This is a genomic window from Streptomyces mangrovisoli (assembly GCF_000974985.2).
Lineage (GTDB): Bacteria > Actinomycetota > Actinomycetes > Streptomycetales > Streptomycetaceae > Streptomyces > Streptomyces mangrovisoli.
This window is the reverse complement of the sequence record NZ_LAVA02000011.1, coordinates 125558-142107: the sequence shown is the minus strand read 5'-3', so window position 1 is coordinate 142107 and position 16550 is coordinate 125558. Positions and strand designations below refer to the sequence as shown.

General features: G+C 73.8%; 18 protein-coding genes. 10 read left to right on the top strand and 8 right to left on the bottom strand.

Annotated elements, in window-relative coordinates:
• Positions 1-8 precede the first annotated feature (8 nt).
• The 3 genes from WN71_RS05575 to WN71_RS05565 all read left to right on the top strand — a co-directional run bounded on the left by WN71_RS05575 (position 9) and on the right by WN71_RS05565 (position 1791).
• On the top strand, positions 9-728 hold the full coding sequence (locus WN71_RS05575; protein WP_046583369.1) for a TetR/AcrR family transcriptional regulator: 720 nt from the start codon (positions 9-11) through the stop codon (positions 726-728).
• Positions 729-794: 66 nt separating this feature from the next.
• Entirely contained in the window at positions 795-1259 is a 465-nt protein-coding gene (locus WN71_RS05570; protein WP_046583367.1) for a pyridoxamine 5'-phosphate oxidase family protein, read from the top strand.
• Between the two features lie 139 nt (positions 1260-1398).
• Positions 1399-1791, top strand: coding sequence for a VOC family protein (locus WN71_RS05565; protein ID WP_046583366.1), 393 nt, complete (start codon positions 1399-1401; stop codon positions 1789-1791).
• A gap of 129 nt (positions 1792-1920) precedes the next feature.
• On the opposite strand, the gene WN71_RS05560 is transcribed toward WN71_RS05565, so the two are convergent.
• On the bottom strand, positions 1921-2217 hold the full coding sequence (locus WN71_RS05560; RefSeq protein ID WP_046583365.1) for a DUF4235 domain-containing protein: 297 nt from the start codon (positions 2215-2217) through the stop codon (positions 1921-1923).
• A gap of 100 nt (positions 2218-2317) precedes the next feature.
• Between WN71_RS05560 and WN71_RS05555 the strand changes: the two genes are divergently transcribed.
• Complete coding sequence (locus WN71_RS05555; protein ID WP_420856453.1) at positions 2318-3469, top strand: cation diffusion facilitator family transporter; 1152 nt, start codon at positions 2318-2320, stop codon at positions 3467-3469.
• A gap of 112 nt (positions 3470-3581) precedes the next feature.
• On the opposite strand, the gene WN71_RS05550 is transcribed toward WN71_RS05555, so the two are convergent.
• Positions 3582-4031, bottom strand: coding sequence for a nitroreductase family deazaflavin-dependent oxidoreductase (locus WN71_RS05550; RefSeq protein WP_046583364.1), 450 nt, complete (start codon positions 4029-4031; stop codon positions 3582-3584).
• 489 nt (positions 4032-4520) lie between these two features.
• Between WN71_RS05550 and WN71_RS05545 the strand changes: the two genes are divergently transcribed.
• Together WN71_RS05545 and WN71_RS05540 are read left to right on the top strand one after the other, a co-directional pair.
• On the top strand, positions 4521-5777 hold the full coding sequence (locus tag WN71_RS05545) for a cytochrome P450 (RefSeq protein ID WP_079177666.1): 1257 nt from the start codon (positions 4521-4523) through the stop codon (positions 5775-5777).
• Between the two features lie 10 nt (positions 5778-5787).
• Positions 5788-5994: a ferredoxin gene (locus tag WN71_RS05540; RefSeq protein WP_046590477.1), complete on the top strand. Its 207-nt coding sequence runs from the start codon at positions 5788-5790 to the stop codon at positions 5992-5994.
• Here the strand turns inward: WN71_RS05540 and WN71_RS05535 are convergent.
• Positions 5986-6894, bottom strand: coding sequence for a sigma-70 family RNA polymerase sigma factor (locus WN71_RS05535; protein ID WP_046590474.1), 909 nt, complete (start codon positions 6892-6894; stop codon positions 5986-5988). The two genes, WN71_RS05540 and WN71_RS05535, sit on opposite strands and share 9 nt — an antisense overlap.
• Before the next feature lie 68 nt (positions 6895-6962).
• On the opposite strand from WN71_RS05535, the gene WN71_RS05530 reads away from it, so the two are divergent.
• Together WN71_RS05530 and WN71_RS05525 are read left to right on the top strand one after the other, a co-directional pair.
• Positions 6963-7637 carry an FMN-dependent NADH-azoreductase gene (locus WN71_RS05530; RefSeq protein ID WP_046590472.1) on the top strand — a complete coding sequence of 225 codons (675 nt, stop codon included), beginning with the start codon at positions 6963-6965 and terminating at the stop codon, positions 7635-7637.
• Positions 7638-7732: 95 nt separating this feature from the next.
• Positions 7733-8266 (top strand): flavoprotein, encoded by a 534-nt coding sequence (locus tag WN71_RS05525; protein WP_046590470.1) that lies wholly within the window; start codon positions 7733-7735, stop codon positions 8264-8266.
• On the opposite strand, the gene WN71_RS05520 is transcribed toward WN71_RS05525, so the two are convergent.
• Positions 8263-8676, bottom strand: coding sequence for a DUF3224 domain-containing protein (locus WN71_RS05520; RefSeq protein WP_046590467.1), 414 nt, complete (start codon positions 8674-8676; stop codon positions 8263-8265). The two genes, WN71_RS05525 and WN71_RS05520, sit on opposite strands and share 4 nt — an antisense overlap.
• A gap of 68 nt (positions 8677-8744) precedes the next feature.
• Positions 8745-9686 carry an endo alpha-1,4 polygalactosaminidase gene (locus WN71_RS05515; protein ID WP_420856457.1) on the bottom strand — a complete coding sequence of 314 codons (942 nt, stop codon included), beginning with the start codon at positions 9684-9686 and terminating at the stop codon, positions 8745-8747.
• 168 nt (positions 9687-9854) lie between these two features.
• Here WN71_RS05515 and WN71_RS05510 point away from each other — a divergent pair, with 168 nt between their 5' ends.
• On the top strand, positions 9855-10826 hold the full coding sequence (locus WN71_RS05510) for an aldo/keto reductase (RefSeq protein ID WP_046590465.1): 972 nt from the start codon (positions 9855-9857) through the stop codon (positions 10824-10826).
• 603 nt (positions 10827-11429) lie between these two features.
• Positions 11430-13247: an RICIN domain-containing protein gene (locus tag WN71_RS05505; RefSeq protein ID WP_046590462.1), complete on the top strand. Its 1818-nt coding sequence runs from the start codon at positions 11430-11432 to the stop codon at positions 13245-13247.
• A 23-nt stretch (positions 13248-13270) separates the two neighbouring features.
• Here WN71_RS05505 and WN71_RS05500 read toward each other — a convergent pair whose 3' ends face one another.
• The 3 genes from WN71_RS05500 to WN71_RS05490 form a co-directional block, all read right to left on the bottom strand.
• Complete coding sequence (locus WN71_RS05500; RefSeq protein ID WP_046590460.1) at positions 13271-13756, bottom strand: universal stress protein; 486 nt, start codon at positions 13754-13756, stop codon at positions 13271-13273.
• A gap of 4 nt (positions 13757-13760) precedes the next feature.
• Positions 13761-15059 (bottom strand): SLC13 family permease, encoded by a 1299-nt coding sequence (locus tag WN71_RS05495; RefSeq protein ID WP_046590457.1) that lies wholly within the window; start codon positions 15057-15059, stop codon positions 13761-13763.
• A 78-nt stretch (positions 15060-15137) separates the two neighbouring features.
• Positions 15138-16391, bottom strand: coding sequence for a polysaccharide deacetylase family protein (locus tag WN71_RS05490; RefSeq protein ID WP_046590455.1), 1254 nt, complete (start codon positions 16389-16391; stop codon positions 15138-15140).
• Positions 16392-16550 lie beyond the last annotated feature (159 nt).

Sequence of the window (16550 nt, the reverse complement as noted above, 5' to 3'; positions counted from 1 at the left end):
GGTAGCGCATGAGCGAACGTGTCGTCCCCGCCGCGGCCCGGCAGCGGCGGCGCCCCACCAAGCAGGGCGTGGTGCTGTCGCAGGAGCTGATCGTCGAGACCGCCCTCCGGCTGATCGAGGAGCACGGCTCCGACGCCCTGTCCGTACGACGCCTCGGCCGCGCCCTCGGCGCCGACCCCAGCTCGATCTACCGCTACTTCCGGCACACCGACGACCTGCTCCTCGCGATCGCCGACGAGCTGATCGGCCGCACCATGCGCCCCTGGCGGCCCACCGGCGAATGGCTCGCCGACCTGCGCGAACTCGGGCTGCGGGTGCACGCCGGGGCGCTCGCGCAGCCGCGCGCGGCCGCGCTCAGCGCCTACCGCGTGACGGGACGGGCGTACGAGATCCAGGCCGTCGAGGCGATCCTCGGCGTGCTGCGCCGGGCGGGCTTCCCGGACCCCGAGGCGGTACGGATCTACCACGCCTTCGTCGACCAGGCGCTCGCCTTCGGTGCCCTCGACTCGGCGAACGCGGCCCTGCCGCGGGCCGCCCGCGAGGCCGAGGCGCAGGTGTGGCGGACCGTCTACTCCCGGCTGCCCGCCGACACCCACCCGAACATCGCGGCCACCGCGCCCCACCTCGTGGCGACCATGCGCGGCAGCTCCTACCCGGCCGCCCAGGAACTCCTGCTGACCGCGGCGGCGGCCCGGCTGAGGGAGATCCGCGCGGCCCACGGGAGCTGACGGCCGCAGGGGACCCGACGCCCGAAATCCGAGCGGCCCAGGGACGCCGACGGCCACACTGGGACCATGACCACACCGCCCGCACGGCCCGCGAAGCAGCGCAAGCAGGACACCCTCCACCGGCTGGAGCACGACGAGGACGTCTGGGTCGCCACCGCCGGACCCGAAGGAGGAGCGCCCTACCTGGTCCCGCTGTCCTTCCTCTGGGACGGCTCCACCCTGCTCCTGGCCACGCCCGCCGCCAGCCCCACCGGACGCAATCTCGCCTCGTCCGGCGTCACCCGGCTGGGCCTCGGGCCCACCCGGGACGTCGTGATGATCGACGGCGGAGTCCTCGCGCTGGAACCCGGCGAGCTCAGCCGGGAGGAGGGCGACGCGTTCGCCGCCCGGACCGGCTTCGACCCCCGGCAACTCGCCACCGCCTACCGGTACTTCCGCGTACGGCCGCACCGGATGCAGGCCTGGCGCGAGGCGAACGAGATCGAGGGCCGCGAGCTGATGCGGGACGGGGAGTGGCTCGTGGCGGACTGACCGGCGTCCCCTCTCGGCCCGACGTCAACTCGCCCGGTTGCCATGCGGGTTGGCGTCGCCGACTGATTCGGCGGCGCCGGGATATCCGCATGGTGCCGGCGGCGTGGGACCGCCGTCCCTCACACGTGACGGAGGAACCATGCCCCTGGTGAACGCGGGCCTCGTGGTGCTCGACTGCGCCGAGCCCGAGAAACTCGCCGAGTTCTACAAGGAGTTGCTCCAGGCCGAGGAGACGGACGCGTCGGCCAACCGGGTGGAGATCCGCGGCGCCGACGGATTCCGGATGGCGTTCCGCCGGGACGGGAACGCCACTCCGCCGAGCTGGCCGCGCCCCGAGAACGCCTTTCAGGCCCATGTCGACTTCGTCGCGGACGACCTGGACGGGGTGGAACGCAAGGTGGTCGCACTGGGCGGCCGCCCCCTCGACACCAAGGACGCGGCCGGCCCGTACGAGGAGCGCGGCTACGCCGACCCGGCCGGCCACTCCTTCACCGTGCGCCGCCACACGTCCTCGGCGCCCAAGCAGGGCTGAACCCCGGGCGGCGCGGGGCTTCTCCCGGCGGAGCGGGGCTGGCCCCGGGCCGGCCGGGCTCAGTCCCCTCCACCCGGCTGCTTGGTCGGCCACACGCCGGAGCAGGGCTGACCCCCGGGCCCGCGGGGCTCAGTCCCGTCCGCCCGGCTGCTTCGCCGGCCACACGCCGGTCGAACGCTCGTACGCCTTGGCGCCGGTGCGGTCCACGGCGCTGCGCACGACCGCGAATATCGCCCCTTGCAGGGCCGCGGCCAGCAGGATCTCCCCCCAGCCGCGGTCCCGGTCCAGGGCGTCGGGCGCGTCGTCCTCCCGCCGGATCGCCTGCCAGGTCCGGCGGAAGGCGAGTCCGGCGAGCGCGCCGCCGGTCCAGCCGAGCGCGAGGCCGACGGGACGGTAGACGAGGGACGTCTTTCGCTTCTGAGCCACGTGGTTCTCCTCCGAGTCGCTGAGGTGCGCATTCCCTGAGTTCCCCGATTCGCGCCTGTCGCACGGTGTGAGCCGCGGCCGCGTGGGCATCCGGCGAAGGGTGAGCGGGACAACCTCCGACCAGAACGCCATCGGCCAGAAGTCCGACCGGGACACGACCGGCCGGGCCCGGGACCGGAACACCTCCGACCGGACCCCCGACCGGGACACGACCGGCCGGACCCCGGACGACCAGAACCCCGACAGCAGAACCCGGGTCACCGTACTGGTGGCGCTGGGTGCCAACCTGGTGATCGCCGTCGCGAAGGCCGTGGGCGGCATCCTCGCGGGCTCGCCCGCCCTGCTGTCGGAGGCGGCGCACTCGGTCGCCGACAGCTTCAACGAGATCTTCCTCCTCGCGGCGCTGCGCCGCAGCCGCCGTCCGCCGGACGCCCGGCACCCGTTCGGCTACGGCAAGGAACGGTTCTTCTGGTCACTGCTCGCCGCCGTCGGCATCTTCGTCATGGGCGGCTGCTTCTCGTTCTTCCAGGGCATCGAGGCGCTCCGCAAGGGTTCGGAGGAGAAGTTCGACGGCTATGTGGTCGGCCTGGTCGTGCTCGCGGTGGCCCTCGTGGCCGAGGGGATCTCCCTGCTGCGGGCGCTGCACCAGGCGCGCCGCCAGGGCGGCCGCAGCGGACTGCGCGACCCCGCCCTGCGCACGGTGATAGCCGAGGACGGCACGGCGGTGCTCGGCGTGCTGCTCGCCATGGCCGGACTGGCCCTGCACATGGTCACCGGGCAGGTCGTCTGGGAGGCGTCGGCGTCCCTCGGCATCGGCGCCCTGCTCGTCTACGTCGCCTACCGCCTGGGACGTGACGCCCGCGACCAGCTCATCGGCGAGGCCGCCGACCCGGAACTGACCGGGCGGGTCCGCTCCCTGCTGGACGAGCAGCCGGAGATCGACAGCGTCGAGGCGCTGTTCACCATGAAGCTCGGCCTGGACTCCCTCCTCGTGGCCGCCCGGATCGACCTGATGCCCGGCCTGGACAGCGAGCGGGTCGAGGAGGTCTCGGTCCGCATCAAGCGCACCGTCACCCGCGAGGTCCCGGAGGCCGACCAGATCTTCCTCGACATCACCGACCGGCCCGCCGGCGAGGCGCACGACAGCCCCGCCCGGGAGGCGGGCGGGAGCCGTGCCGAGGAGGCGGGCGAGAGCCCCGCCGGGGAGGCATGGGAAAGCCCCGCCGCGACGGGGGAGCGCGGCGGGGCCTGACGCACGGTTTCCCGGCGGGGTATGGATTTATGCACGCCTCGCCGAAGATTTTTCCCGGACCCGTTCGAGGGCGCCGAAGCGGAAGCGGATCACCCGCCGGGCCGGCCGTGCGTCAGTGCTTGTCAACGGCTTCCAGCACGAAGACCGGGATCTCCCGCGACGTCTTCTTCTGGTAATCGGCGTAGGGCGGATACGCCTTCACCGCGCGCTCCCACCACTGGGCCTTCTCGTCACCGGTGATCTCCCGGGCGACCATGTCCTGCTTCACCGGCCCGTCCTGGAGCTCGACCCGCGGGTCCGCCTTCACGTTGTGGTACCAGACCGGGTGCGTCGGCGCGCCGCCCTGCGAGGCGACCACCGCGTAGCTCCCGTCGTGCTCCACGCGCATCAGCGGGGTCTTGCGGATCTTGCCGCTCCTGGCGCCCAGCGTGGTCAGTACGATCACGGGAAGTCCGGTGTCCATCAAGGTCGTTCCCTTGGTGCCGCCGGAGCTCTCGTACAACTCGACCTGGTCGCGCACCCACTGTGCCGGGCTGGGCTCGTACTCGCCCTCAAGAGGCATGACATCCGTCCCATCGTCGCTCGTGCGGCTGTTCGCCGCGGTTCCACACCGGCGGGTTCCCCGATCGGCCGCCGTGATCACTGATCGTCGTCCTCCGCAACGGTAGACGCGAGGCCCCGGAGGACGGCGCAACGACAGGCGCGACGGGCCGGTCGGCGGGGCAAGGCGCCGGACGGGAGGGCGCAGCGCCGGACAGGCCGCGCGGCGCGGACGCATGAGGACAGGCCAGGGCGGACCGGTCGACCGCCCCGTCCCCCGTCCGCCGCGCACCCTCGCCGGCGGCGTCGGCGAGGGCCGGACCCCAGATCACCGCGCCGCGCCCGCCGACCCGCCGGGCCGCGCCCCGGACCGCGGGTCCTCCGCCGCACCACGGGGTTCGGCCAGAGCGGCCGCTTCCCCGATCTGGCCGATCTCGCCGTCGCACCATAGATGCCCCGGGCATCTAATGAAGATCGGCACGACGCACACCCTTCGTCTGCGAGGTCCTCGATGACGGAACTGACCGAAGCGATCCAGCCCGAGCCGCCCACACCCCCTACCACCGCCTCCGCCCCCAGCCCCACCCCCGCCGTTCCCTTCCCGCAGGACCGCACCTGCCCCTACCACCCGCCGACCGGATATGACCCGCTGCGCGCCGAGCGCCCGCTCGGCCGCGTCATCCTCTACGACGGCCGCCCCGCCTGGCTGGTCACCGGCCACGCCGCCGCCCGGCAGCTGCTGGCCGACCCCCGTCTGTCCACCGACCGCGGCCGCCCCGGCTTCCCCGCCACCACCCCCCGCTTCGCCGCCGTACGCCATCGCCGCGCGGCCCTGCTGGGCGTCGACGACCCCGAGCACCGCCGCCAGCGGCGCCTGCTGATCCCCGGCTTCACCCTCAAGCGCGCGGCCGAACTGCGCCCCCGCATCCGGGAGATCGTGGACGAGCGGCTCGACGCGATGATCCGGCAGGGGCCGCCCGCCGAACTGGTCGGCGCCTTCGCGCTGCCGGTGCCGTCCATGGTCATCTGCGCGCTGCTCGGCGTGCCCTACGCCGACCACGAGTTCTTCGAGGAGCAGTCGCGGCGGTTGCTGCGCGGCCCCGAGCCCGCCGACACCCTGGACGCCCGCGACCGGCTGGAGGAGTACCTCGGCCGGCTGATCGACCGCAAGCGCACCGCGCCCGGCGACGGCATCCTCGACGAACTGGTGCACCGGCCGCCGTCCGAGGGCGCGGTGGACCGCGCGGAGCTCGTCGCGCTCGGCATCATCCTGCTCGTCGCGGGCCACGAGACCACCGCGAACATGATCTCCCTGGGCGCCTACACCCTGCTCCGGCACCCCGACCGGCTGGCCGAACTGCGGCGCGATCCGGCGCTGCTGCCCGCCGCGGTCGAGGAGCTGATGCGGATGCTGTCCATCGCGGACGGGCTGCTCCGCCAGGCCACCGAGGACATCGAGGTGGCCGGGACCCTGATCCGGGCCGGTGAGGGCGTGGTCCTGTCGACCTCCGTCATCAACCGCGACGAGTCCGTCTACGACGACCCCGACACCCTGGACTGGCACCGGCCCGCCCGCCACCACGTCGGCTTCGGCTTCGGCATCCACCAGTGCCTGGGCCACAACCTCGCCCGCGCCGAGATGGAGACCGCCCTCGGCGCCCTTCTCGAACGGCTGCCCGGCCTGCGGCTCGCCGCGCCCGCCCACGAGATCCCCTTCAAGCCCGGCGACACCATCCAAGGGATGCTGGAACTCCCCGTGACCTGGTGAGAGGCGCGCCATGCGGATCGACATCGACACCGACGTCTGTATCGGGGCCGGCCAGTGCGCGTTGACCGCGCCCGGGGTCTTCGCCCAGGACGACGACGGGTTCAGCACCGTGCTGCCCGGCCGCGCGGACGGCGCGGGCGACCCCATGGTCCGGGAGGCCGCCCGCGCCTGCCCGGTCGGCGCGATCATGCTGACCGGGAGGTCCCGCTCAGCGTGACGCGGACGGCGCGTCCAGCACCCCGAGGCCGACCCGCCGCAGCCGGGCCGGGTCCGCGACGACGTCGTACGCCGTGATCCGCTCGTCCTCGATCGTGAACGTGAGGACGTACAGCAGCCGTCCGCGGCGGGTGACGACCAGGCCGACCCGCCCGTCGACGAGCGCGACCGCGGCGGCCCCGGCGCGCTCCCGCAGGGCGACCGTGCCCTCGGCCACCGCGCGGGCGCCGGTCAGCACCGGCGCCGCACCCGGCGGCAGCGCGGCGGGGTCGGCACGGCGCACCACACCGGGCGCGAGGACGTCGAGCAGCGCGCCGAGGTCCCCGCCCCGCGCGGCGGCGAGGAACGCCTCCACGACCCTGCGGTGGCGTTCCTGCTCGGCGCCCGCCACCGCGGGCGTGCCGCGCACCTTGTGCCGGGCGCGGCTGGCGAGCTTCTTCGCCGCGGGCAGCGACCGTCCGGTGACCGCCGCGACCTGCTCGAACGGCACGGCGAACAGGTCGTGCAGCACGAACGCGACGCGCTCCGCGGGACTGAGCGTGCCCAGCACGACCAGCAGCGCGAGCCCCACCGAGTCCGCGCGCACCGCCTCGTCCTCCGGCGCGTTGCCGCCGTCCGGCTCGGGCTCCGCGTCGCCGTACGGCTCCTCGCGCCGGGCTGTGCGGGCCCGCAGCATGTCCAGGCAGATGCGGGAGACGACCGTGGTCAGCCAGCCGGTGAGGTTGTCGATGCCCTCGGCGCCGGTCCGGCCGAGCCGCAGCCACGCCTCCTGCACGGCGTCGTCGGCCTCGCCCGCCGAGCCCAGCATCCGGTACGCGACCGCGTGCAGCCGCCCGCGCCGCTCCTCGAACAGCCCGGCCAGCTCCTCGTGTCCGTCCACCGGACCCTCGTGCCCGTCCATGGGTCACCTTTCTCTGTCGTGCCTCGTCACCTGTGCGACGAACCCGAGCCGAACGAGGTGACCTTCCGATGCTGCTGCACATCGACGCGAGCGCCGACACCACCGCCGACTCGGTCAGCAGGCCGCTGACCGACCGCTTCGCCCGCACCTGGCGCGCCGCGCGCCCCGGCGCCGGGTACCGCTACCGCGACCTGGCCGCCGATCCGGTGCCCCCGCTGACCGCCGCCTATCCCACCCTCGGCCGCCGCGTGGAGCGCGAGGGCCACGTGCCGCCGGAGAAGGTGCCCGCGCTGATCGCGGACGCGGCCGAGGAACGCGAGTGGCGGCTGACCCTGCCCCTGATCGAGGAGGTACGCGCCGCCCGCACCGTGCTGCTCGGCGTGCCCATGTACAACCTGACCGTGCCCGCCGCGCTGAAGGCGTGGATCGACCGGGTGACCTTCCCCGGCGCCTACACCGACCCGGACTCGGGGGAGAGCCTGCTGCGCGACACCCGGGTCGTCGTGGTCATGGCCCGCGGCGGGAGCTACGGCCCCGGCACGCCGCGCGAGCCCGCCGACTTCCAGACGCCGTACCTGAGGACGTACTTCACCGGTCTCGGCGTGGCGCCCGAGCGGCTGCACCTGATCGCCGCGGAGCTGACCCGGGTCGACGTCGTGCCCCGGCTCGCCGGTCTGGAGCACGTGGCCGCCGAGTCGCTCGCGGCGGCGGAGGCCGCGGTGACGGAGCTGGCGGCCGCCTGACACCGCACCACGCGCGGGGGAGGGGACGCGCGCCGTACGGGCCGCGCCCGGCGGCCGAGCGCGGGCCGTCCTCGCCGCTCGCGTAGGGTGCCCGGATGACCGCACGTCCCGAACCGCCCTTCCTGTACGTCGTCGTGTGCGCCGCGGGCATCGCGGCCGGGGTCGGCGAGCTGATCGAGGCGGCGCGGGAGCGGGGCTGGGCGACCGGTGTCATCGCGACGCCGGTCGCCCTGAACGGCTTCTTCGACGTGGACGCCGTCGCGGAGCGGACCGGCCGGCCCGTCCGCTCCGCGTGGCGCACCCCGGCCGAGGCGCGGCCCTTCCCGCCGCCGGACGCCGTGGTCGTGGCGCCCGCCACCTTCAACACCCTCAACAAGTGGGCGGCGGGGATCTCCGACACCCTGGCCCTCGGCACCCTGTGCGAGGCGTACGGCCTCGGCGTGCCGATCGCGGTCCTGCCGTGCGTGGCCGACGCGCTGGCCGCCCATCCCGCCTACCGGGCGAGCCTCGCGCGGCTGCGCGGGATGGGCGTCCGCTTCGGTGAGCCGTACACCGGCGAACCGCTGCCGGACGGCGGCCGCCCGCCGTTCGGCTGGACCCGGGCGCTCGATCTGCTCGACAGGCCCTAACCCGCCTGCGGCAGCTCGTAGTCGAACCAGACGCGGTGGGTGCCGTCCTCGTCGACCGCCAGACCGCCGCCGCCGGTGATCCCGGTCAGCTCCCCGGTTCCGCTCGACGGCACGATGACGAAGAACTCGCTCTGTCTGCCCGCGCCCAGCGTGGTCGCGGAGTGCGCGAAGTTGAAGGCGCCGGTGCGGCCGCCGAGGGTGCCGGTGAACGACTCCATCGCGACATAGGTGCCGGTGCCCGACGCCTGGTCGTAGGCCGCGGTGAACAGGGTCGCGGAACGGCCCGTCACCTCGCCGTCGTACTCCTTGCGCATCGTGGCGACGCCGACCGGCACGGCCGTCTCGACCGGCGGGGCCGGCACCGGGGCCGGGACGAAGTCGGCGACGCTGAAGGTCCCAGAAGCTCGCATGTCCCGGATCGTACGACCCGGCACCGACAACGGCCCCTCGCCCGGGCCGCGGTGACAGGTCCGCGGGCCTACTTCACCTCGCGGACGTAGTCCTTGCTCCCCGGCGTCGAGACCATCACGTCGCGGCGCACGATGCTCAGCCGCGAGCCCCACCCCGCGAGCGCCTTGCGCAGCCCGCGGTCGGAGTACTCGATCACCAGCACCCGGTCGTCGAAGGCCTTCGCGTAGACATCGCACTCGTCGTAGTCCGCGCACTCCTCCGCCACCGCGAAGTCCAGGCCCGCCTTCTTGCGCTGCCTGGCCAGCTCCGCGGTGTTCTTCTGGCCGATCGCCAGGTGCCGGGCGTGCGCGTGACCGGAGAGCAGGGTGATGAACGCGGTCGCGTCGGCGGCGGTGATCAGGTCCTCGGAGCGGGTGTAGCTGTCGTAGTTGTCCGGCTCGATCGCGTCGAACCCCTTCGCCGCGCACTCGTCGATCCAGCGGTCGACCCGCTCGGCCACGCGGCGGCGCTTGTCCGCGGTGCGGATGTCGAGCAGCGCCTCGTTCCAGTCCTCGTCCACCACGACGTCGCCGTCCGCGTCGCGCAGCAGCAGGTCGGCGGGCCAGGAGGACCGCTCCTCCGGCTGGGCCTGGAAGGCGTTGACGTAGCAGATGTTGTACAGCCCGGGGGCGGGCTTCGAGGACCGGTCGCGGCTGACGACACGGACCCCGGCCGGCGGGGAGTAGGCGCCGCCGATCTGGTAGTCGAACCCGGCGTGGCGCGGCGGCAGCCGGACGGCCGACGGGCTGCTCGGCGAACTGCCGCCGGTCGGGGCGGACGCCGAGGGCGACGGGGTACGGCGGCCCGTGCTCGCGCCCGGCGTACCGTGCGTCCCGGACGCCGAGGGGGACCGTTTCCCCGCGCCCTCGGCGTCGTGCGAGGACGGTCCGCAGGCCGTCAGCAGCGCCAGTGCGGCGGCCGTACAGGCGGCGGCCGTCCGGGCACCCGTGAGCCGCGCTCCACCCCTCAAAGGCACGTCCACTCCATCGTTCGGGGGCAAGTCGGGCACGTCCACGATCCAATCGTCCGGCGTCGGCGGCGGTCAAGTCGCACCGGCGGGACCCGGCCGGGCGCGGGCCACGACGTACGCTCGGCTGCGGTAATTCCGGTACTCATCCCGAGGGCAGGAGCAGCAACGATGCAGTACGTGAAGCTCGGTTCGACGGGCCTGGACGTGTCGCGGATCTGTCTGGGCTGCATGACCTACGGTCTCCCGGACCGCGGTACGCACGAGTGGACGCTCGACGAGGAGGCGTCGCGTCCGCTGATCCGGCAGGCCCTGGAGTCGGGGATCAACTTCTTCGACACGGCCAACGTCTACTCCGACGGCACCAGCGAGGAGATCGTCGGCAGGGCGCTGAAGGACTTCGCCCGGCGCGACGAGATCGTGCTGGCCACCAAGGTGCACGGCCGCACCCGGCCCGGACCCAACGGTCACGGGCTGTCCCGCAAGGCGATCATGTCCGAGATCGACCACAGTCTCGCCCGGCTGGGCACCGACTACGTCGACCTCTACCAGATCCACCGCTACGACCACGCCACACCCGTCGAGGAGACGATGGAGGCGCTGCACGATCTGGTCAAGGCGGGCAAGGTCCGCTACATCGGGGCGAGTTCGATGTGGGCGTGGGAGTTCTCCAAGGCGCAGTACACCGCGGAGCGGCACGGCTGGACGAAGTTCGTGTCGATGCAGAACCACTACAACCTCCTCTACCGCGAGGAGGAGCGCGAGATGCTGCCGCTCTGCCGGGACCAGGGGGTCGGCGTGGTGCCGTGGAGCCCGCTGGCCCGCGGCCGGCTCACCCGTGACTGGGGGACCACCACCGAACGCAGCGCCAACGACACCTTCGGCGGCCGGCTCTACCAGGAGGGCGACCGCACCATCGTCGAGGCCGTCACCCGGATCGCGGGCGAGCGGGCCGTGCCGCGCGCCCAGGTCGCCCTCGCGTGGCTGCTGCACCAGGACACCGTGGCCGCCCCGATCGTCGGCGCGTCCCGTCCGCAGCACATCGAGGACGCGGTCGCGGCCGTCGAACTCGGCCTGAGCGACAAGGAACTGGAGGAACTGGAGGCGCCCTACACGCCGCACGCGATCAGCGGGCACTCCTGACAGCGTTGTCCTGACGGACCATCAGCCGTGCCGCGCGGCACGCGTCCCACGCCGCGCGGCACGGGAACAGCGGCCCGTGCCGCGCCGCGAAAGCGTCCCGCGCGCGCCCGGCGTCCGGTGTCCGGCATTGATCGTCCCGGCGTCGCGGCGCCCCGTCATTGGTTCACGGAGAAGGTGGCCGAACCCGCGCGCGGCGCGCGACCTGAGGTCGGGCGGGTGCCCAATGGTTGGCCAATGCGCCCGCCCGGAGCCTGGTGATTTGCGGCCCCGAATACCGTCGCGCACGGCCGAATCCGACCCCTCTCCGCGTTGACGATTTGTCAATGTCGCAGGCCCGGCGGCCCTGTGCGGAAAACCACCTGCATCACTTGTTCACGCGCGCTGACCTGTGCAAAGGTGTGCCCTGACGGCGCGCGGCCCACTGTTTTCCCGCTGTGCGCACAACGGCCGCTCAGTTCGACCCCCCACCGTCTCAAATGAGCTGCCGTAGGCGGACGTTCGCGGTGCCGAAACCCGTGCGACCGGGACCGGTCAGGCCCCCGCCCTGTCGTATGGCCGTTGGTATGGACCGATAGCCGTGGTGTTTGTGGAAGGAATGCAGCGGTGAGAGACGCAGGCATGTCGAATTCCCCGGCTCGGGCCCCATTGTTCGACGTCACGGACGAACAACTCAGCGCGGAACTGAAGAAGTGGACCGGGTCGACACCCGCGCTCCACCCGGTCGGTGAACTGCTGGACCGCCACTGGGAAGCCGCCTTCGCCTACGCCCGGATGTGCACCGACGGCCCGCGCGCCGCGGGCATGCTCACCACCGCCACCTTCACCCGGATCTTCGGCGAGACCATCCGCCAGGCAGGGCCCACGTCCGGCTGGCGGCCCGAACTCCTCGTCACCGTGCGCCGCATCGCCGCCGAGTGGGAGACCGACGGACGCCTGGAACTGCTCCATCCGGACCTGCGCGCGGGCGGCGAGCGGGCCTCCGCCCGGCTGCTGCCCACGGCCGAACGGCGGCTGCTGTCCCGCGCGTTCCAGCGGCTGCCGCAGTCCGCCCGCGCCCTGCTGTGGCACACCGAGGTCGAGGCGGACCCGCTCACCGTCCCGGCCGCGCTGGTGGGCCTCGACGTGCTGGGCGCCGAGGTCGAACTCGAGCGCGCCCACGGGCGGTTGCGCGAGGAGTGCCTCCAGGTGCACCGCGAACTCGCCCCCGAGGACGAGTGCCTGCGCTACATACGGATGCTGGACGTCACCTACCGGCGCGGCGGTGTCGACGTCGACCCCGACCTCCAGGAGCACCTCGGGCGCTGCACCCACTGCCGGCACACCGCCGACCAACTCGCCCAGTTCGCACCGGGACTGCTCGGCACCGCGCTGGCCGAGGCGGTGCTCGGCTGGGGCGGCCGCGCCTACCACGAGGCCCGGCTGAGCGGCGCCGCCGACGGCCCGGCCGCCGGCGCCGAGACGGCCGTACCGTCCGCCGAAACCGTGCTGGCCGGGGGCGAGCCCTTCGACGACACGGCTCCCCCCGCGGCCGGTCCGGGCTCGCGCCGCGTGGCCCAGCGGGCGGCCCGCCGGGCCCGTCGCCGCAACCTTGCCGCGGCCGTCGCGACCGTCAGTGCCCTGGTCGTCCTGCCGCTGGCGCTGTGGTCGGTGCTCAGCTCGCAGGACAGCTCCAGCGCCGCGGCCGGCAGCGCCGCCTCGGGCACGGCCGGCCGGCCCTCCGCCAGCGCCTCGGCGGCCGGCGCCGGGGTCACCTCCAAGGGCGCCCTGCGCGGCCGGCTGCACAATGTCTCCTCCGGGCTGTGCATCGCCGTGACCGGCGGCAAGGCGGTCCGGGACGCGGAGACCCAGCTCGCCAAGTGCACCGGCTCGGCCACCCAGCAGTGGTCGTACGAGAGCGACGGGCAGCTGCGCAACGGCGCCGACCCCGGCCTCTGCCTCGACTCCCATCTGGCCTATACGGTGCGGCTCGAACCGTGCACGGACACCACCGACCGCAATCTGCGCTACGACTTCACCCTCCAGGGCGTCCTCGTCCCGCGCTGGAACCAGAACCTCGCCCTGACCCCGGCCGCGACGGACGGCGGCGGCGCCCTGGTGCTGAAGAACCGCACCGACGCGACCAACCAGCGCTGGGTGATCGACACCTCTGTGCCCGGCACCCAGATGGAATCCGTCAACTGGGACGCCGACAGCTCCCCGTCCGCCACGGCGGCCCCCAAGACGGTTCCGCTCAAGCAGAGTTCGCCGACCGCCTCGCCCGCCTCGCGGGCCGGCTCGGCCTCCCCGAGCGCCGCGCAGTCCACGCCCGCCGACGACCCGACGACGGACACCCCGTGCGACGGCTACACGTGCGGCGACGGGCACTCCGACCACGGCGGCGGCGGCTTCGGCGGCGGAGGCGGCCGCGGCGGGGCCCGCTGAACCGCCGCGCCGACACCCCCCTTTCAGTGCCGCGGCGGCGGAGGCAGTGTCGTCAGATCCGGAGCGGCCTCCGGCCACACCAGCAGTACCGGGCAGGGCGCGTGGTCGACGACGAAGCGGGCCGCCGGGCCCAGGCTGTGCGGACCGAGCCGTTCGCGGTCGCCGTCCCGGGCCACCACCAGCAGATCGGCGCCCTCCGAGGCCGCCACCACCTCGCGCTCCACCCGCCCGCCCCGCTCCAGCCGCTCGCACGGCCGCCCGAGCCGCCCGGCCGCCGCCGCCAGCAACTCGGTCGCCGAGCCGGCGCCGAGCACCGCCAGCCGGTCGCCCGGGTCGGGCTCCGAACGGCCCCGCCCGAGCAGCCCGGCGAACGCCCCGTGCGCCAGGTCCGGCACATCGGGCCCGCTGACATGCAACAGCACCACCTCGGACGACTCCGGCGCGTGGCGGCGCACGGCGTCCACGCACGCGGGCCAGGTGCCCTCCACCAGCCAGGCGATCACACGCATCCCGTCAGCCTCCCATCACCTGCAAGGACCCCCACAGTGCCACCACCGCCACGGCCAGCGCGGACGGCACGGCGAGCAACCCCAGCAGGGTGAACTCCTTGAGATCCACGCCGTGTTCGTGCTGGTGCAGAATGCGCCGCCACAGCAGGGTGGCGAGCGAACCGGCGTACGTCAGGTTCGGTCCGATGTTCACCCCGAGCAGCACCGCGAGCACCGCGCCCGCCCCCGCCGGAGCCGCGAGCGGCAGCAGGACCAGCACCGCGGGCAGATTGTTGATCAGGTTCGCCAGCACGGCGGCGATCGCCGCGATCCCCAGCAGCGCGGCGAGCCCCTCGCCGCCGGGCAGCACGTCCCCGAGGGCGTCGGCCAGGCCGTTGTCCACGACCGCGCGCACCACGATGCCGAGCGCCAGCACGAACGCCAGGAACGCGGGCGCCGCCGCCTTCACCACGTCCAGCGGCCCAGCCCTCCCGCGCAGCAGCGACCGCCCCGCCAGCACCAGCGCGCCCGCCGTCGCCGCCCACGCCGGGTCCAGGCCGACCGCCGACGCCAGCACGAAGCCCGCCAGCGTGCAGCCCACCGTGACCAGCGCGAACAGCGGCAGTTCGGGCGCCTGCGCGGTGTCCGGGGCGGGCGCCGCGGCCGCCAGGTCCCGGGCGAAGAACCGCCGGAAGACGACGTACTCGACACCGATCGCGGCCAGCCACGGCAGCACCATCAGCCCGGCGAACTTCGTGAACGTCAGCCCGCTCGCCGCGAACGCCAGCAGGTTGGTCAGGTTGGAGACGGGCAGCAGCAGCGACGCCGTGTTCGACAGATGGGTGCACGCGTACACATGGGGCTTCGCGCGCACGCCGGAACGGCCCGCGGTCGCGAACACCACCGGCGTCAGCAGCACGATCGTGGCGTCCAGGCTGAGTACCGCCGTGATCACCGACGCCAGCGCGAACACCGCCGTCAGCAGCCGCACCGGCCGCCCCGCCGACCAGCGCGCCATCCACGCCCCGCACGCCTGGAACAGCCCCTCCACATCGCAGAAGTGGGCCAGCACCAGCACCGCCGCGAGAAACCAGACCACCGGCCCGAGCTGAGCCGTCTCCGCCCTGGCGTGGTCGAGCGAGATCGCGCCCGTCACGACGGCGACACCGGCGGCCGGGACCGCGAGGACGGCCTCCGGCCAGCCGAAGGGCCGTACGACCGCCCACGCGAGGACGGCGACGAGCAGGAGGACGGAGAGGGTCTCGGCGAGCGGGGTGTTCAAGGAGTCGGTCCTTCGGGCGGTGATCAGGCGGTGCCCGCCCATGAAAACAGACGGGCCCGCACATCCGCCCCGACCGGGTACCCGCCGCGCCGCCTGCAGCCTTGTTCCCCACCGCGCCGCTCACGCGGCCTTGTTCCCCGCCGCGCCCAGGAACTCCGCCCAGCCGCCCGTCGGGGCCTGCCCCGGGGAGAGCGTGCGCAGCTTCGACAGCACCGCCGGATCCTGGGCCTCCAGCCAGTGCACGAGCTGACGGAAGGACACGAACCGCACGTCGTCGTACTGGGCCATGCCGGCGACCGCCTCCTCGACGGCGTCCATGTAGATGCCGCCGTTCCAGCGCTCGAAGTGGTTGCCGATGAAGAACGGGGCGCGGTTGGTGGAGTGGGCGCGGCGGAACCCGTTCAGATACGTGTCCCGGGCCTGGGTGCGCCAGACGCCGTACCGGGCCCTGTCGCCCAGCGGATTGCCGCCGGACTGGTTGAACATCATGTTGTAGTCCATCGACAGGACCTGGAAGGAGTGCCCGGCCAGCGGTATGGACTGCAGCGGGAAGTCCCAGATCTTCCCGCCCTGCACCTTGCCCGGCCAGATCTGCAGGCCGCCCGGGGAGCTGGCGTCGTACGTCCAGCCGAGCGCGGCCGCGGTCGGCAGCAGCGCCGACTGGCCCTCGAGACAGGGTGTCCGGCCGCCGGTCAGCTCCTTGCGGTAGTCGAAGGGCAGTGGGTCCAGATCGGTGAAACCGGTCGTGGTGCGCCACTGGGTGACGAAGCGTACGGCCTGGTCGATCTCGCTGCGCCACTCCGCGGGCGTCCAGTTGCGCACCCCGTCGGCGCCGCAGAAGTGTCCGTTGAAGTGCGTGCCGATCTCGTGGCCCTCCAGCCAGGCGGCCCGCACCTGCTGGAGGGTCGCGTGGATGTGCCGGTCGGCGAGATAGCCGATCGCGGACGCGCCGACGGGGTGCCGCGGCGGCCGGTAGAGGTCCTTCTTGGCCTCGGGCAGGGTGTAGATCCCGCTGAGGAAGAACGTCATCGACGCGCCGTGGTCGGCGGCGACCTTGCGGAAGCGGGAGAACAGCTTGTTGCTCAACTCGCCCGCGCCGTCCCAGGACAGCACCACGAACTGCGGCGGCCGCTCGCCCGCCCGCAGCCGCTCGGGCTTCGGCTGCTTGGGCTGCGGGCCGGTGTCGGCGGTGGACCCGTCGCCGATCAGCCGCACCAGCCGCGCCTGCCGCGCCCCCTCGCCCCGGCCCGGCGCGGAGCCGTCGCCCCCGGCGGACCGGCCGCCCGGCGCGCAGGCGGAGAGCGCGCCGAGTGCGCCCGCCGTCGCCGTCGCCGCCCCCGCGGTCAGCAGCCGCCTGCGTGATATGCCGCTCATGTGCGTCCCCGGTTTCCTTCTCGCGGCCCCGTGCCGGAGCCGTTCGGTGTCGGTCGACCGGGTTCGATGGGCGGGGGCGCGAGAAAGGTCGCGGCGGCGGGGACGTGTAGCGGTCCTGTGACAAACCCGGGGCGGCGGACACGGCGCACCCCGTCACCG

Bases quoted from the DNA above. Each gene is read 5' to 3' on its own strand.
- WN71_RS05575 (WP_046583369.1), top strand. From the start codon at position 9: ATGAGCGAACGTGTCGTCCCCGCCGCGGCCCGGCAGCGGCGGCGCCCC.
- WN71_RS05570 (WP_046583367.1), top strand. From the start codon at position 795: ATGACCACACCGCCCGCACGGCCCGCGAAGCAGCGCAAGCAGGACACC.
- WN71_RS05565 (WP_046583366.1), top strand. From the start codon at position 1,399: ATGCCCCTGGTGAACGCGGGCCTCGTGGTGCTCGACTGCGCCGAGCCC.
- WN71_RS05550 (WP_046583364.1), bottom strand. From the start codon at position 4,031: ATGCCTCTTGAGGGCGAGTACGAGCCCAGCCCGGCACAGTGGGTGCGC.
- WN71_RS05545 (WP_079177666.1), top strand. From the start codon at position 4,521: ATGACGGAACTGACCGAAGCGATCCAGCCCGAGCCGCCCACACCCCCT.
- WN71_RS05540 (WP_046590477.1), top strand. From the start codon at position 5,788: ATGCGGATCGACATCGACACCGACGTCTGTATCGGGGCCGGCCAGTGC.
- WN71_RS05535 (WP_046590474.1), bottom strand. From the start codon at position 6,894: ATGGACGGGCACGAGGGTCCGGTGGACGGACACGAGGAGCTGGCCGGG.
- WN71_RS05530 (WP_046590472.1), top strand. From the start codon at position 6,963: ATGCTGCTGCACATCGACGCGAGCGCCGACACCACCGCCGACTCGGTC.
- WN71_RS05525 (WP_046590470.1), top strand. From the start codon at position 7,733: ATGACCGCACGTCCCGAACCGCCCTTCCTGTACGTCGTCGTGTGCGCC.
- WN71_RS05520 (WP_046590467.1), bottom strand. From the start codon at position 8,676: ATGCGAGCTTCTGGGACCTTCAGCGTCGCCGACTTCGTCCCGGCCCCG.
- WN71_RS05510 (WP_046590465.1), top strand. From the start codon at position 9,855: ATGCAGTACGTGAAGCTCGGTTCGACGGGCCTGGACGTGTCGCGGATC.
- WN71_RS05500 (WP_046590460.1), bottom strand. From the start codon at position 13,756: ATGCGTGTGATCGCCTGGCTGGTGGAGGGCACCTGGCCCGCGTGCGTG.
- WN71_RS05495 (WP_046590457.1), bottom strand. From the start codon at position 15,059: ATGGGCGGGCACCGCCTGATCACCGCCCGAAGGACCGACTCCTTGAAC.
- WN71_RS05490 (WP_046590455.1), bottom strand. From the start codon at position 16,391: ATGAGCGGCATATCACGCAGGCGGCTGCTGACCGCGGGGGCGGCGACG.